This is a genomic window from Paraburkholderia edwinii, from assembly GCF_019428685.1.
GTDB lineage: Bacteria > Pseudomonadota > Gammaproteobacteria > Burkholderiales > Burkholderiaceae > Paraburkholderia > Paraburkholderia edwinii.
On record NZ_CP080096.1, the window covers coordinates 1,021,856 to 1,036,578 of the forward strand.

Annotated in this window: 19 protein-coding genes; 9 read left to right on the top strand and 10 right to left on the bottom strand. The window is 62.0% G+C overall.

The window, feature by feature from the left end:
- Positions 1-14 precede the first annotated feature (14 nt).
- Positions 15-347, top strand: coding sequence for a helix-turn-helix domain-containing protein (locus tag KZJ38_RS26280; protein ID WP_343223878.1), 333 nt, complete (start codon positions 15-17; stop codon positions 345-347).
- On the opposite strand, the gene moaA is transcribed toward KZJ38_RS26280, so the two are convergent.
- The 4 genes from moaA to KZJ38_RS26300 form a co-directional block, all read right to left on the bottom strand.
- Positions 344-1,414 (bottom strand): GTP 3',8-cyclase MoaA, encoded by a 1,071-nt coding sequence (gene moaA / locus KZJ38_RS26285; RefSeq protein ID WP_246642154.1) that lies wholly within the window; start codon positions 1,412-1,414, stop codon positions 344-346. The two genes, KZJ38_RS26280 and moaA, sit on opposite strands and share 4 nt — an antisense overlap.
- Positions 1,415-1,677: 263 nt before the next feature.
- A complete protein-coding gene (locus KZJ38_RS26290; RefSeq protein WP_219802795.1) occupies positions 1,678-2,100 on the bottom strand; it encodes a hypothetical protein in 423 nt (140 codons plus the stop codon).
- The gene (locus tag KZJ38_RS26295; protein ID WP_219802797.1) at positions 2,072-2,521 is read right to left on the bottom strand and encodes an SRPBCC family protein; all 450 of its coding nucleotides are present in this window, start codon (positions 2,519-2,521) and stop codon (positions 2,072-2,074) included. Before KZJ38_RS26295 ends, KZJ38_RS26290 begins: the two co-directional genes overlap by 29 nt.
- A gap of 72 nt (positions 2,522-2,593) precedes the next feature.
- Positions 2,594-2,929, bottom strand: coding sequence for an ArsR/SmtB family transcription factor (locus tag KZJ38_RS26300; RefSeq protein WP_219803641.1), 336 nt, complete (start codon positions 2,927-2,929; stop codon positions 2,594-2,596).
- Positions 2,930-3,447: 518 nt separating this feature from the next.
- On the opposite strand from KZJ38_RS26300, the gene KZJ38_RS26305 reads away from it, so the two are divergent.
- A complete protein-coding gene (locus tag KZJ38_RS26305) occupies positions 3,448-3,969 on the top strand; it encodes a DUF6622 family protein (RefSeq protein WP_219802799.1) in 522 nt (173 codons plus the stop codon).
- Positions 3,970-4,034: 65 nt separating this feature from the next.
- On the opposite strand, the gene KZJ38_RS26310 is transcribed toward KZJ38_RS26305, so the two are convergent.
- The 4 genes from KZJ38_RS26310 to KZJ38_RS26325 form a co-directional block, all read right to left on the bottom strand.
- Positions 4,035-4,421: a type II toxin-antitoxin system death-on-curing family toxin gene (locus tag KZJ38_RS26310; RefSeq protein WP_219802800.1), complete on the bottom strand. Its 387-nt coding sequence runs from the start codon at positions 4,419-4,421 to the stop codon at positions 4,035-4,037.
- Positions 4,418-4,759 (bottom strand): hypothetical protein, encoded by a 342-nt coding sequence (locus KZJ38_RS26315; RefSeq protein WP_219802802.1) that lies wholly within the window; start codon positions 4,757-4,759, stop codon positions 4,418-4,420. Before KZJ38_RS26315 ends, KZJ38_RS26310 begins: the two co-directional genes overlap by 4 nt.
- Positions 4,735-5,628: a hypothetical protein gene (locus tag KZJ38_RS26320; protein WP_219803642.1), complete on the bottom strand. Its 894-nt coding sequence runs from the start codon at positions 5,626-5,628 to the stop codon at positions 4,735-4,737. The genes KZJ38_RS26315 and KZJ38_RS26320 overlap by 25 nt, the downstream gene beginning before the upstream one ends.
- Positions 5,629-5,962: 334 nt before the next feature.
- Positions 5,963-6,943, bottom strand: coding sequence for a cupin domain-containing protein (locus tag KZJ38_RS26325; RefSeq protein WP_246642020.1), 981 nt, complete (start codon positions 6,941-6,943; stop codon positions 5,963-5,965).
- 201 nt (positions 6,944-7,144) lie between these two features.
- On the opposite strand from KZJ38_RS26325, the gene KZJ38_RS26330 reads away from it, so the two are divergent.
- Entirely contained in the window at positions 7,145-8,140 is a 996-nt protein-coding gene (locus KZJ38_RS26330; protein ID WP_219802804.1) for a LysR family transcriptional regulator, read from the top strand.
- A 35-nt stretch (positions 8,141-8,175) separates the two neighbouring features.
- On the opposite strand, the gene hmuQ is transcribed toward KZJ38_RS26330, so the two are convergent.
- Positions 8,176-8,490 carry a heme-degrading protein HmuQ gene (gene hmuQ, locus KZJ38_RS26335; RefSeq protein ID WP_219802806.1) on the bottom strand — a complete coding sequence of 105 codons (315 nt, stop codon included), beginning with the start codon at positions 8,488-8,490 and terminating at the stop codon, positions 8,176-8,178.
- Between the two features lie 257 nt (positions 8,491-8,747).
- Here hmuQ and KZJ38_RS26340 point away from each other — a divergent pair, with 257 nt between their 5' ends.
- Both KZJ38_RS26340 and hpnR read left to right on the top strand, forming a co-directional pair.
- A complete protein-coding gene (locus tag KZJ38_RS26340; protein WP_219802808.1) occupies positions 8,748-9,008 on the top strand; it encodes a DUF1488 family protein in 261 nt (86 codons plus the stop codon).
- Positions 9,009-9,339: 331 nt separating this feature from the next.
- Positions 9,340-10,887, top strand: a complete 1,548-nt coding sequence (gene hpnR / locus KZJ38_RS26345) for a hopanoid C-3 methylase HpnR (RefSeq protein ID WP_219802810.1) — start codon at positions 9,340-9,342, stop codon at positions 10,885-10,887.
- Between the two features lie 119 nt (positions 10,888-11,006).
- Here hpnR and KZJ38_RS26350 read toward each other — a convergent pair whose 3' ends face one another.
- Positions 11,007-11,276 carry a hypothetical protein gene (locus KZJ38_RS26350; protein ID WP_219803827.1) on the bottom strand — a complete coding sequence of 90 codons (270 nt, stop codon included), beginning with the start codon at positions 11,274-11,276 and terminating at the stop codon, positions 11,007-11,009.
- Positions 11,277-11,557: 281 nt separating this feature from the next.
- On the opposite strand from KZJ38_RS26350, the gene KZJ38_RS26355 reads away from it, so the two are divergent.
- From KZJ38_RS26355 to KZJ38_RS26370, 4 genes are all read left to right on the top strand, one after another.
- Positions 11,558-12,556 (top strand): AraC family transcriptional regulator, encoded by a 999-nt coding sequence (locus KZJ38_RS26355; RefSeq protein ID WP_219802812.1) that lies wholly within the window; start codon positions 11,558-11,560, stop codon positions 12,554-12,556.
- A gap of 552 nt (positions 12,557-13,108) precedes the next feature.
- The gene (locus tag KZJ38_RS26360; protein WP_219802814.1) at positions 13,109-13,489 is read left to right on the top strand and encodes a response regulator transcription factor; all 381 of its coding nucleotides are present in this window, start codon (positions 13,109-13,111) and stop codon (positions 13,487-13,489) included.
- Positions 13,490-13,665: 176 nt separating this feature from the next.
- Positions 13,666-13,947, top strand: a complete 282-nt coding sequence (locus KZJ38_RS26365) for a hypothetical protein (protein ID WP_219802816.1) — start codon at positions 13,666-13,668, stop codon at positions 13,945-13,947.
- Between the two features lie 282 nt (positions 13,948-14,229).
- Positions 14,230-14,700, top strand: coding sequence for a ferritin-like domain-containing protein (locus KZJ38_RS26370; protein WP_219802817.1), 471 nt, complete (start codon positions 14,230-14,232; stop codon positions 14,698-14,700).
- Positions 14,701-14,723 lie beyond the last annotated feature (23 nt).

Here is a 14,723-nt window from a genome sequence, read left to right on the forward strand (position 1 = left end):
GACGGGAGGCATCAATGAGTGCGACTGGAGACGAATCGCAACACGAGCCACAAAATCCACAAGAGCCGCAAGACCAGGACGGCGTGCCGGATATGAACGACCCGCAGGTGCAGCTCGTCGTCGTGCTCGGTGAGTTGTGGGGCGCGCGCAATGAATCGCCAGACAAGCCGTGGTCGCTCGCGAAGCTCAGTAAGCGCGCACAGTTGCCGATGAGCACACTGCGGCGGTTGTTAACCGAGTTGACGGCAGCAGGCCTTGTCGATGTCGAGTTGCGGCCTGATGGCACGGGATCGGCGGTATTGACGGAGCAGGGTGCGCATGTGTGTGCCGATCTGTTTAGCGCCTAGCCGCCGACCAGCGACATCCGCACCGTCGGGTAACGTTTCTTGCCCGGCACCACGCGTGTTTCCTCGCGCAACTCGGAATAGCGATCGCCGCGGCGCGTCCACACTTCGCGGATTTCGCCCGCGAGATCGTTCGCGCTGCAGCCGCTTTTCACGAGCCGGCGCAGATCGAATGATTCGGTCGCGAAGAGACACAGGAACAGCTTGCCGTCCGCGCTGACGCGTGCACGCGTGCAGTCGCCGCAAAACGGTTGCGACACGCTCGAAATAAAACCGACGTCGCCCGCGCCGTCCGCGTAGCGATAGACCTGCGCGGTATCGCTCAGCTTGTGTTGCTCGCCGGCGCGCAATGGAAAGACCTCTTCGATCGCGCGGCGCGCATCAGCCGACGTGAATACGCCGTTTTGCGTCCACGATGCCGCGCCGCCGACGTCCATAAACTCGATAAAGCGCACCGTCACACCGCTAAAGCGGAAATGGCGGGCAAGCGGCACGATCTGGCGTTCGTTGACGCCGCGCTCGATAACCGTGTTCACCTTGACCGGCGCGAGCCCCGCCGCGCATGCCGCTTCAATGCCTTCGAGCACACGCGACACCGGATAATCGACGCCGTTCATCCGGCGGAATACCTCGTCGTCGAGACTGTCGAGGCTGACCGTCACGCGTTGCAAGCCCGCTGCTTTTAATGCGCGGGCTTTCGCGGCGAGCAGCGAGCCGTTGGTCGTCAGCGCGAGTTCGACGGGCGTGCCGTTTCGCGTTGTCATTGCCGCAAGCCGTTCGATCAGGCGTTCGAGGTCTTTACGCAGCAGCGGCTCGCCGCCGGTCAGGCGGATCTTGTCGACGCCCAACTGCACAAATGCGCCGGCAAGCGTCGTCAATTCGTCGAACGACAGGCGTTCCGTTGCGCTCAGAAAGCGATAGTCCTTCGTGAAGACTTCCTTCGGCATGCAGTACGTGCAGCGGAAGTTGCACTGGTCGATGACTGAAAGCCGCAGGTCTTTGAGCGGACGGCCGAGCGCGTCGAGGCAATCGGCCTCGTGGTCGAAGGTTGGCGTGCGAAGCTGCTGGATTTGCCCGCGCGCGGAGGCTCCGTGTAAGGCGGGCGCCCGCAGCGGCGTGCCGGCGTGTTGTGCGTCGGATTGGACTTCAGCTTCCGGTAGACAGACAGTGCTCACGCGCGGGCCTCTTAGTGCGGCGCGATCGGCTTTGCCGGACTATGCGCCTTACTTTGAGGATAAAAGCGTTGCGATGTAGTGCGTGCGTACAGAGCGTAAGCCGCCGATAGAGCACAGTTGGCGCGCGCACTCCCTGTGCGTCGCACCATTGCTCGGCGTCAGTGGCCGGCCCCGCCATACGTCACGCAGCTGATTACGAGCGTGCCGCCGTTGCCTGTATTGCCGCCGTGTACGTTTGCCACATGCGATTCCGCATTGCCGCAATGCCACTTGACGACGAGATTGTTACCGCATGCCGGCGCCGGCGCCGGCGCTGCACGGGCCGCGGCGCGCAGGACGTATGCGCAGGTGTCGCGGTTGTTGCAAGACGATGCGGCGTCGTTGGTCAGGTCGCCTGTTGGCTTGCCTGCCGGGTTACCCGCCAGGTTACCTGAGCGCGCATCGCACGCGTCGCCGTATGTTGCAGAGTCGATGCGGATCGTCCCGGCGTAAAGGTCGGGCGAAACGGCCGCGAGCGCCGCGGCTGCGGCTAGCGCCGCTGCGCGCGAGCCATCAGATGTCCTTCGTGGGTAGCACCACATGGCCAGTCTCCAGCAGCGACTTGAGATTCGACAGGATGCGCGGCCAGCCGCCCGACACCGCGCGGATAAAGTTCGAATCGTCTTTTTCGATCGAGTGTGTGATCGTTAGTTTTGCTGCGTCGCCGGACGTTTCGATTTCCATCACGCACAGCGAGTAACCTTCGGCCTTCAATTCGGGCCTGAATTCGTTACGCCAGCGAATGGCGAGCCGTTTCGGCGGTGTGCTTTCGACGATTTCGCCCGTATCGGCAACGCGCCCGTCCGGGAACACCATTCGCCACGACGAACCGCTCTGCCAGTCGGATTCGCAATGCATGCCGAACCAGTATTGCCGCATGAATTCGGCGCTGGTGAGCGCCGACCAGAGCTTGTCCGCCGACGTGCGGATATATGTGACATACACGAACGTGCTGTTTTCCATAGTAGCCCTCCAGACATCGCATTGCACTGCGGTTGACGAGGCCGCGCGGCGAGCATGGAGCACGGCCGCGCGTCAGCCGGTGGGTTCGCCTTCGTCCGGCCGTTCGAGTTCCTGCTTGAGGTCCGATAGCGCTGCGAGATGCGGCCGCTCGAACTTGCCGATCCAGCGCTCGGCGATCTCGTTGATCGGCACCGGGTTCAGAAAGTGCAGCTTTTCCCGGCCCTGACGACGGGTCGATACGAGGTTCGCGTGTTCGAGTTGCGCGAGGTGCTTCGCGACAGCCTGGCGCGTCATGGCGAGCCCTTCGCAGAGCTGGACCAGCGTCTGGCCGTTGCGTTGATGGAGCCGGTCGAGCAGCAGGCGGCGGCTCGCGTCGGCAAGGGCACGAAAAACGGCGTCGTCGTCCATGTCGATAATAGGCAACTGTTTGGTTGCGTGTCAAGGACGATTATAGCCCGCGAGCGCGTGCTGCGACGCGTGCGGTGAATTGATTTCCGGTTCGAGCGAGGGTGGGGTTGAAGGCGTGAATCGAAGGATGCGTGACGACGGAATGCACATACGGAGTCCTACTGTTTGCGTAATGGATGGGGACGCCCGCTTCGTGGCGACAGGTTTGCCGTGCCGCACGCCGGGCACCGACAGGCCTTCGACGATGGAACCGCCAGTCGGTGCGCCGATGATAGGCCGCAATGCATCGAAACCGCCTATCTGCGGCGGCACAATTTCTTGCACGAGACCGCCCCACGCGAATGCGTGGCGTACGCGGCGAAACACCGGTGCGGGGTGGACTTCCGGCGCGCGGGAAACACCCGGTGCACGGGGCCGTGTGCCGACGTCCCACTTGTGTTCGCCGCAGCATGTCTGACCCGCAGACGTGAGTGCCATAATCGCGTGACGCCGCCGTCCGGCATTTGCGGGAGACCACCATGTCCTTCGAAGCGATTGTGCGCGGTACGCCTGTGTGGGTTTGGATTCTGCTGGTGTTTTTGCTGTCGCGCGGTATCAAGGCGCTCAAAGGCGGGACCGCGCCGCTCGGCAAGCTCGCGATCGTGCCGGTCGTGTTCGCGGTCTGGGGTATCGCGCATCTGGCCACGGAGCAGGCCGCCGGCTGGCAGTCCGCCGCCGCATGGGTGCTTGGTGCGGTGGCCGGGCTGCTCGTCGGCGTGTTTATCGCGCGCAGCACAAGCTTTACGGTCGACCGGGTGCAGAAGACGGTGACGCTACCCGGCTCCGTGGTGCCGCTCATTCTGATTCTTGTGACCTTTGCGTCCAAATTCTGGCTCGGCGTCGAGCTCGCGATCTCAGCGCCTGTGCCGGTCGATTCGGGCTACGTCGTGCTCGATGCGCTGATTTCGGGGATCGTCGCGGGGATTTTCGCCGGGCGGTTTCTTGTCTATTGCATGCGATTTCGCGCGCAGGCGGCGGTGCCGGTTAATGACAATCTTTAGTTGGTTCTTGCATTGAATATTGCGCGGACGAGGTGGCGGTTTGATTCGAGGATATTTGCGTATCCTTAGCTGATTTCATTTGGCGCAGGGACCGCCAGTGACGCGAAAATGTTCGCGAGATCGAGGTAGTTCAGCTTGCCTTGCGCGACATCGACCATGAATTCTTCAAGCGCCTGAGTTCGACGAATGAGAAATCCTTCGACGGCCAGATAAGTAAGCGCGGACACGAGCGCTGTGCGCTTGTTTGCATCCGCAAATGCGTGACCTCGGGCAATCGCCTCGGCGTACATGCCCGCGATTTCGAACACATCGTCCAAACCAGCATACATTCGCCTGTTCTCAATACGACCGAGGGCGCTTTGCAACGCGCCCTCGTTCATACCGTCCACGCCAGGCTCGCGATCCAGGATGAACTTGTGTATGAGGATCACGAGATCTGAGTCCAGAATCATCTGTTTGCCAATGCCCGTATGACCGACTGATGTTGCTTGTACACAGCCTCTGCCGCCTTCAGAATCGCCTCGCGACCATCGGGCGTGGTGGTATCGACCTTAACGGTCGGCGCTTGCGTCTGGCTTCTAGCCTTGACTTCGACGCCGTGGATGACGCCCGTTTTCCCTTGCTGAATGCTCATGACTTTTCCCATTTGCGCAAACAATTGCATGTGAATCAAAGATTTACCCGCATGGTCGTCCGCGACTGATGTTTGAGGAATGATCATAGCATCGCTGGAATCGGCGGCGTCCTTAGCTTGAAACGTCTCCCTTACGCCCAATGCGCCGGAATCCACACACGTCCGACCCAGTGGCCCGGAATCCACACCGCGGGCCGCGGCTTCGGCGCGACATACACGACCGGCGCCGGTGCAACATAGACGACTGCCTTCGGCGGGGGCGGCGGCACATAAACCGCCGGCGGCGGGACATACACAGCAGGCGGCGGCACATAAACCGCCGGCGGCGGCGCCACGACCACCGCTGCGCCGACCGTCGTGACCGAACCGCTCGTCGTTACCGTCGTGCCGTGTGTGCCGGTGACGGTGCCCGTCGTGACTACCGTGCCCGTCGATACGCGCGTCGCACTGCCCGAGTGATAGACCGTGCCGCCGTCGTTGCCGGTCGCCGTCCCCGAGCGGTAGCACGAATTGCCCGCGCAATTCGTCGATGCCGAGTGACTAACCGTGTTGCCGTTCGATCCGGTCACCGTGCCCGATGACGAATACTGGCCCGGCGCCGTACGCGTCACGCTGCCCGATGTCGTCGCCGTGTTGCCGTTGGAGCCCGTCATCGAGCCGGTGTGCGAGCACGTGCCACTCGCGCAATTCGTGTTGCCTGAATGGTTGACCGTGTTGCCCCACGGGCCGACCGCGGTGCCCGAATTCGAGAACTGTCCCGGCGCCGTGCGCGTGACCGTGCCGCTGTTCGTGCCGACGCCGCCCCACGGACCGACCACGCCGCCCGCATGCGAGCAGCTGCTGCCGCCGCACGACGTGTAGTGACCGCCGCTGTACGTACCGTGCGACGTGTAGGCCGTGCCGCCGTGCCCCCAGCCGGCCCATGCCGACGCGCTGCCGAGCGTCAGCACGGCAGCCGCTGCCGTTACGACCAGATGGCGCACCATCTTGCGCGAGCGCGCGGCCGGTGCGGGGGAAACCGGCATCACGCGGCCGGCGGGTGCGACGTACGTTTGGATGTTCACGGCAAGTCCTTCGAGGTTCGGTTCGGGCCACTTCGTACTGCATTGCGTGGCGACGGAACGAACTATAGGAGGACCGGCTCGCGAAGTCTGTTGGAAAACTATGTCGGGTTATGTCATGGGCCGCGAAGCCTTGCGACGTAAGGCTCGAGCGAGATCGTACGAAGAATCGCATGCATCCGCCACGCCACGTTTCAATAGCTTTCTCGCGCATTCGGGCGCCGCGTTTCAAACGGCATTCCGGCGCGTTTCAATGCACGCGCCGAGGCGCGAATCAACGCGTGCATCGGCGTACGAATCAGCGAGCAAAACGGATGTCGAGCGAACGCAGATACGTTTGCAGGCCCGCGTCCTGGATCGGAATCACATACCCGTTTTCGCCGGATTCGTTGAAATGCGCATGCCAGTATCCGGGCGGCGTGACGAATGCCATGCCGGGTTCCCAATCGACGCGCTCCGGCTTCACGATCTCGCCGCGCTCGTCGAGCTCGGTGCCGACAAGCGTATAGCATCCCGGTTTGCAATCCGAAATGAAATCGAGCGCGATCGATTGATGGCGATGGGGCTTTTGCATCGTATTCGGCGCGACGACACCGAACATCGCCCACAGCGAATGCGTGACTGTGCGCGTCTGCGGAAAGCGCGCGTTGCCGAGCAGAATGCTGACGCGATTGCGCTGACCCGCGCCTGGGGCGCTGGACACTTTGCGCAGCTCTTCTTCGGCGCGCGCGGCAGGGTACAACGTCGGCGCAAAGCGTGCGCTGCTTGCGCTAACGCCGAGATACGTGAGCAGCGGCGCATCGTTGACGTAATACAGACGCATCGTCGATTCCGCCTCGATCTGCACTTGCGTGCTGCCCGGCATCGTGAAGAAGTCGCCCTTCGCGAACTGGAAGCGCGTGTTGCCTTGCGAGGCGATGCCCGATCCGTCGATCGCGTAGAACAGCAGCGAGGTCGCGTTAGGCGCGAACGCCATCCGTTCGCCGGCGACGATGCGCACGAAATGCGCGGCGAGCCCGGGACCGGTCGCAGGGCCAGGGCAACCGAGTTCCGCGGAAAGATCGAGCGGCACGGTGCGCGTCGGTCCGCTGTCGTGCAGCGATGCATGAAAGGTTCGATACGGCACGCGCGAGATCAGCTTCGCGCCGATCGGGTTTGCCGACGACGTGTACTCGAAATATTGCGCGTCCGCAGTGACGGCGTCGCGGATTGTGTCGCTGAATGAGTCGCTGAATGAGTCGTTCGATGCCTGTGTTCCTACGTCGGTCCTGTCCAGCATGATTTTCTCCGTAAAGTGATTGCCGGTTGCCTCACACGCATTCGGTGCTGCTGCGTGCTAAAAACCTTGATGTCACTTTAGGACGGGCGCGCTCGCGGCAGAACCGCCCCAACCGCGAATCTGCTTTGCAGAAATGGGATAGCCGGCGCGGCGCGCGACGTTATGGTCCAATGCGAGGTTCCAGCTACTCGATAGACCGATATGGACTATTTCGCTGCGGTGCGCGCCTTCCTTCATGCGGCGGAACTTGGCAGCTTCAGCAAGGCGGCCGCGCAGATGGAGATCAAGACATCGACGGTGTCGCGGCATATCAACGAGCTCGAAGCCGATCTCGGCATTGCGCTATTCAACCGCTCGACGCGCGGGCTCGTGTTGACCGAAGGCGGTCGCGTGTTTCGCACGCATGCGTTGACCGCGGTGGAAAGTCTCGACGAAGCGAGGCAGTCGGCGTCGTCGTTGAACGCATCGCCGAAGGGCGTGCTGCGCGTGACGATGCCCTCGTCGTTCGGCCGTCGACACGTCGTCCCGCATTTGCCCGAATTCCTTAAACGGTATCCGCATATCGACGTCGATGCGGTTGTAACCGATGAACCGTTGAATATCATCGAAGCGCGTATCGATCTCGCGATTCGCATCGGCGCGTTGCCCGATTCTCAACTGGTGGCGCGGCGGCTGGCGGAGCATCGGCGCATCGTCTGCGCGAGCCCCGCCTATACAAAGCGGCATGGTGTGCCGGCCTCTCCCGATGAACTGGCCGCGCATACGGCATTGCGCTTCACGCTTGCGCCCGACGACAAATGGATACTCGTAAAACGCGGCGATGAGACGGCTTCGAAGCATGCATCAATACACCGAGCCACGCCGAAGCACCCGCAGCGAAACGCCCGCGAACATGTACAGCAAAACGAAGTAGCGGTGCAACTGCAAGGACGCATTCGCGCGAACGATACCGATGCGCTGCTCGAACTCGCGATCGCGGGCTGCGGCATTGCGTTGCTGCCTGCGTGGAGCGTCGGCGACGCGTTGCGGCAAGGGCAACTCGTGCGACTGCTGCCGGGCTGGGAAGCGCAGACGTCGCGCGCCGCGCCGGCAGTATGGGCCGTGTATCCGCCGAAGAAGACGGTATCGTCGAAAGTGCGCGCGTTTCTCGACTTCTACGCGGCGCTCTTCGCAGACGATAGCTATTGGCAGGTTTGATCGGGCAGGTTTGATCGCGCCGCGCGGGCGCGTGCCTACTTGCCGATGGTCTGAATAACTTCGAAGCCTTCAAATTCCGGATGGCCCAGATAGAGCGGCCGGTTGTTGCCCGCACTACGATGCGCCGCGCGAAACGCTTCGGACTGTGTCCACGCTTCGAATGCTTGCTGACTTGCCCATACGGTGTGGCTCGAGTACAGCACGTGATCTTCCTTTTGCGGGCCTCTCAACAAGTGGAATTCGACAAAGCCGGGCACTTGCTGCAAGTGCGTATCGCGGCTTTTCCAGACCTGCTCGAACGCGTCCTCGGAACCGGGGACGACCTTGAAGCGATTCATCGCGATGTACATGGGTATCGATCCTGTGCGGCGCGTGGAACTTCGATGCTGAAGGGCGAGGGGCTCATGATGGTGCCGATGACTGATTATAAGGCGGCTATTGTGCGTCTTCAGCGAAGGGCATAGGCTGTCTTTTGTCGTACCTGCGCGGCGCGGCGCGCCACGCCGGAGCATAGGGCGTCATAACCGCGATCGTTATTGGCGCGGGAGCGATCCTTGCTGGGCGACAGATTCATCGTGCAACGGTTTCAGCACACGAGGAAAAGAAAATGACGATCGAATTTACCGGCCGGCGCCATATCGTGGCGGCGTCGCGCGTTGCATTCGAAGCGAAGGTGAGTGGCAAGGAAGTCTGGTGCAGCGTTTCGATGGATGCGTTGAACGATCATTTCGGCAATACGGGCACGTCCTCCCACGAGTTGATTCAGTCATTCGAAGCGAATCGCCCGCGCATCGAGGCGGCCGCGCAGCGCGTGCTCGAGCGTAATGGCGGCCAGTCGGTCGAACTGGAAACGCGCGATCTCGATTAGCGGGGCGCCGTGCGCCACGCTGGACGTCTGGGGTCTTTTTGAAGAACAAACGCGCCCCGGGCGAGTCCGATCACAGAGGTATGCAACGGCGGCAGGCCAGCGCGTGTTCCGTGCACGGCCCGCGCTGCGGCGCTGTTGCGCGCTTCAAGGCAGACCTGGCCGCTTCGACAGTAGAATCGTTTTGAAGAGCCGAACCGACGGGGGAGCGCCCTCGCCGAATGTCCATTGCCTCTGCGGGATAGGCGGGACGTTATGCGCAGGAATTTCATCGTAACCGGCAGCAACCGATCGTGCTGCACTTGGCGTGCCCTCCCGGCCGCAAGGAGATTGCATGAAAGTACTTGCGGTTCATCCCAGTGGCCTGATGTACACGCGGGTGTTCCTTCGACTGGAGCCGCTGGGCCTCGAAACCGTGGCGGCAGTGATCCGCGAAGCGGGCCACGACGTGCGCCTGATCGATCTGCAGGTCGAGACGCATCGCGATCTGCACCGCTGGATACGCGACTGGCGGCCGGATGCGGTTTGTTTCTCCGGCAACTATCTCGCCAATATTCCTGAGATTATCGATCTCTCCAAAGCGATCAAGCAGACCTCGCCGGACTGCTTCGTGTTCGTTGGCGGCCATAGCGTGTCGTTTACGGCGGCCGATCTGCTGCGGCATGCGGAAGGCGCGATTGATTGCATCCTGAAGGGCGAAGGCGAAGCCTCGGTCGCATTGCTGCTCGAGACGGTGCAGCAACGCGGCAATCTGCTCAGCGTGCCCGGCGTCGTGACGCGCGAAGGCTCGGGGCCGCCGCCGGGCTTTATCGAATCGCTCGATCACATTCGCCCTGCGCGCGATCTGCTGCGACACCGGCGCAAGTACTTTATCGGCGTGCTCGATCCTTGCGCGTCGATCGAATTCGCGCGCGGCTGCCCGTGGGATTGCACGTTCTGCAGCGCGTGGACGTTCTATGGACGCACGTATCGTTCACGCAGCCCCGAGGTGATTGCGGACGAACTCCAATCGATTCGCGAACCCGGCGTTTTTATCGTCGACGACGTCGCGTTCGTCCATGCGGATCACGGTATGGAGATCGCGCGCGCGATCGAGCGTCGCAATATCCGCAAGCAGTATTACCTCGAAACGCGCGGCGACGTTCTGCTGCGTAACAAGCATGTGTTCGAGTACTGGCGCAAGCTCGGCTTGCAATACATGTTTATCGGCATGGAAGCGATCGATTCGGCCGGGCTCGAAGCATTCCGCAAGCGCATCGATATCGACAAGAACTTCGAGGCGCTCGAGTTTGCGCGCTCACTCGGCATCACGGTCGCCATCAATCTGATCGCGGACCCCGACTGGGACCACGACCGCTTCGAAGCCGTGCGGCAATGGTGCCTCGACATTCCGGAGATCGTGAACATCAGTGTCAACACGCCTTATCCTGGCACCGAGATCTGGCTGCGCGAGCGGCGGCGTCTGACGAGCCTCGACTATCGTCTGTACGACATCCAGCACGCGGTGCTGCCGACGCGTTTGCCGTTGCCCGAGTTCTACAGGGAGCTGGTCAACACACAGCAGGTGCTCAATCGCAAACACCTCGGCTGGGCCGCGCTGCGCGGCGCGGTGTCCGAGGCGGCAGGGCTGCTGATGCGTGGGCAGACGAATTTCGTGCGCATGCTGTGGCGCTTCAATTCCGTATTCGATCCGCGTTTGCAGCTGGCCGATCATGCGCGCGAGGTGCGCTATGAGATGACGCCGCCGCCCGACCCTGCAGCCACCGAAACGCGCACGAGTGCGAAGACGCTTTATATCCACGGTCCGGTCGGCCGCAAGGGCCGCAAGATCGACGATGCGACCGAACAGTTCGTCGATCAGACGCGGATGGGTACGGGCTGAAAGCGCGGCGTTGCAGCGCCCCGTCGATCGGGTTGTCGCTCTACCTACCGGGAAGGGCCGTCATGCAGAGGCATGACGGCCCTTCGTTCATCTGCATGTCGTATCGAACCGACTGACGCTCAGTGTTTGTCTCCCGCGGTGAGCATCGGGTCTGCCGCGTCACGCTGCGCTGCATCCGCAGTGTCCGTTTCATTCATTGAGTAGCCGGACTTCTGTTCGGCGGCCAACGTCTGCGCGCTGATGCCGCGCTGCGATACCGGCGCGCCGACGCCGGGCTCGTAGTAAGGCGAAGGTCCGTAGCCGCTGGCGAAGGCGGGCGAGGCGAGCGCGCACACTGCGGATATGCTGGCGAGCGTGCGGACGATCGGGATGAGAAGGCTGCGAGTCATGATAGTGCTCCTGAAGAATCGAACGGTCGAAGGTCGGAGTGCTGCGCTGCCTGATATCGATCAACCCTCCGGAACGTGAAAAAACGTACGTGTTGATCGTTCAACTTCAAAACACGGATGACCGTTTCCGCGTGCATCGTTTGTGTTCGATGCATGCTGTTGCAGCTGTACGTGGGAGTAGTATCTTGACGAATGCCTTACCGATGAATGCTCCGGCGTCCACAGTTTTTGTGCGGAACGCCGGAACTGGAATTCAACGCGGTTTTCCGGGTGCGCTGAATATGGATGCGGTGTCCGATGTGCTGCGCTTCGTGCGACTGTCCGGCGCGCTTTATCTGAGCGGCGAATTCACCGCGCCGTGGTGTGTAAGCGGTGAACCCGACACCACGCTGTGCACGAGTTTCCTGCCGCGTGCGGAACGTGTGGTGTCCTATCATCTGATCACCGAAGGGCAGTGCTGGGCACAACTGCCTGGCGACCCGAGTTCCGCGATGCGTGTCGAAGCCGGTGAACTGCTCGTGGTGCCGCAAGGCGAAGCGCATCTGATGGGCAGCGCGCTCGATCTCGCGCCGGTGCCGGCGGCGCCGCTTCTGACAAGCCAGTTACAGGCAGCGCCCGGCGAAGTGCTGCGGCTCTCGTATGGCGGCGGCGGCGAGCGCACGCGGCTTCTGTGCGGCTTTCTCGCTTGTGACGAAACGCTGAATAACCCGGTGTTATCCGCGCTGCCGCGCATCTTCAAGATCGACATGCGCAACGATCCGCGCTCGGCGTGGCTCGAAGCGTCGCTCGAATTTGCGGCAGCCGAGGCTGCACAATGGCGTGCCGGCAGCGCGACCGTGCTCGCGCGGCTCTCCGAGCTGCTGTTCGTCGAAGCCGTGCGCCGCTGTATCGACACGCTGCCCGACGATCGTAAAGGCTGGCTGGCAGGCGTGCGCGACCGTTTTGTCGGCCGCGCGCTCGCTAGCCTGCACGCGCAACCTGCGTATGACTGGACCGTCGACGAGCTCGCGCGTAAGGTTGGCTTGTCACGTTCCGCGCTGGCGCAACGTTTCTCCGATCTGCTCGGACAGCCGCCGATGCAATATCTGGCGAGCTGGCGTCTGAGGATGGCCGCGCACGAACTGTCGTCAGGCAGCAAGACGCTCGCCGCAGTCGCGGAACTGGTCGGCTACGAATCCGAAGCGGCGTTTAACCGCGCGTTCAAGCGCGAGTTCGGCATGCCGCCCGCCGGCTGGCGCAAGAGCCGCACAAAAATGGATGGCTTCGACAGCGCAATGTAACGGTCGCCGCATGCATACCAGCTTTTCATGCGCGTCGAGCAGAACACGCGCGTAAAAAAATGCGCTGCTCGCGTCAATCGGCGAGCAGCGCAAAGGGGACCACGGCACGGTCCCTGGGAGGCTGTCCTGTCAAAGCCGAGCCGCCATCGTCGGCTCAACTCAAATTCATCCGCCGTGTCCGTTTCTCGTGATCTATTCGATCACAGACCTCACGATGCGTGTCGCGACGTAATGACCCGTAACGCAATGCTGCTATGCGTTGCGGTGCTTCTCCGGCACATTGCATCCTCATGGGTGGTCTACCTGTGACGATGCCTACGCATGAGTTAACCTCGCAGCCGTACGTTTATTCCCTGGTGGTGTTTTTAACGATCGTCGACGATGTATCGCGATGCGCGACGCGTATCCTTGAGCCCGGCTTAACCGATACATGATGGACTTCATACTTACATATGATTTACGCTAAAAGCCCCTGCAGATAGATTGAATTCGCAGTTTCGAGCGGGCGCGTCATTGGTCGCGCCCTGTCCATTTGCTTGAAGGATGTCCAGCTTGCACAACGCTTCCATCGTTTCGATCGTCGACGACGACGAGTCGGTCCGGCTTGCCACCGCGAGCCTGATACGCTCGTTGGGTTGGTGCGTGAAAATCTATGCATCGGCCGAGGCGTTTCTTCGTTCGCCGGAATTCGAACAGACCGCATGCGTGGTCTGCGATATCCAGATGCCGGGTATGACCGGGCTCGAGATGCAGGCCCAACTCGTCGCGAGCGGCAATCGCTTGCCGATCATTTTCGTCACCGCGTTTCCATCCGATGCCGCAAGGCGTCGCGCAAACGAAAACGGTGCGTACTTCTTTCTTCACAAGCCCGTCGACGCCGCGGAGTTTACGCGCTGCCTGCAGTCGATTCTCGGCTCCGAACAGACTCAGTAAGCGTTGCCGTCAAATCGACGCGCAATAGGTCGCGCGCGCTCGTGCGGATTTGAAATTGCGTCGCGAAAGTTAACTTCCGGTTCCTTCTTTTTGGCTAAGTTTGAAGCGGCGGGTCACCTGCGCGCTCCAGTGCGTCGGCCGGACTTGCCGAGTCGTGCTTTGCCAAGGAGGGAGTGATGAAAAAGTTTCTGTTGCTCACGACGTCAGTGGCCGCGCTCGCGCTGACCGGCGTTTCCACGAGCGCATTCGCCCAGTCGACTGGCGCTCAGCCGCCCGGGCAACCTGCGAGCGCTGGGATGGCTGCATCGCCCGGCGCTTCGGGCGAAGGTCCGGGCATGTCGGGCCAGACGGCAAGCGGCAAGTACAGGACCGGCTGGCCGTGGCACAGCGCAGGCAACCACAACAATAACTGCGTCGGGCCTATCAGCTTTTGCAATGTTTACTTTGGTGGAGGTTGAGACGGGGTGTGCCGGCCGCTGCGCCTGCCCGTGCGTGCACAACGTACGCCGGCCCGCGCGGTGTTGCGGCGCGCAAATTGCTCTCCTTGATTTGTGCCTCTCGCGTGGCGCACTATGAACGGCTCCGGCTGGCACGCCGGCCGGGCCTTAATGCATGTGAACCGCGCATGTGGCCCACGCGCGTGATCCGCGCGCGCAAACCGCACGGCTGAACCATGCATGCAGACCGCGCGTGCTCGTGCTGCATGCTGCATCGCGCGCATTGCTCAAGGGGAGGGAACGATGTCCGAACTCGATCGGGAGAGCGTGGTAGGTGTGCTCAACCACATTCTCGAATCGGAGCTGGCCGGTGTCGTGCGCTATACGCACTACTCGTTTCTCGTATTCGGATTCGGCCGGATTCCAATCGTCGCGTGGCTCCGGCAACAGGCCGATGAGTCGCTGCTGCACGCGCAGCAGGCCGGCGAGTGGATCACCACGCTTGGCGCGTACCCGTCGCTCGAAATCGGGCCGTTGCTCGATTCGCATACGTTCGATATCGGCTCGATTTTGCGCGAGTCTCTCGAAGCGGAGAATGTCGCGCTTGAGCTTTATCGCGAGTTGCTCGCGCTTGTAGAAGACCGCTCGGTCGCGCTTGAGGAATACGCGCGCCAGATGATTTACGCGGAAGAAATGCACGCCGGCGAAGTCGACAAGATGCTGCGCCGGCCCGGTGCGCTGGCGACGTCGCCGGGAGCCGCGCCGCTTGCCTGAGCGCCCTGGCTTGCAACGATAGC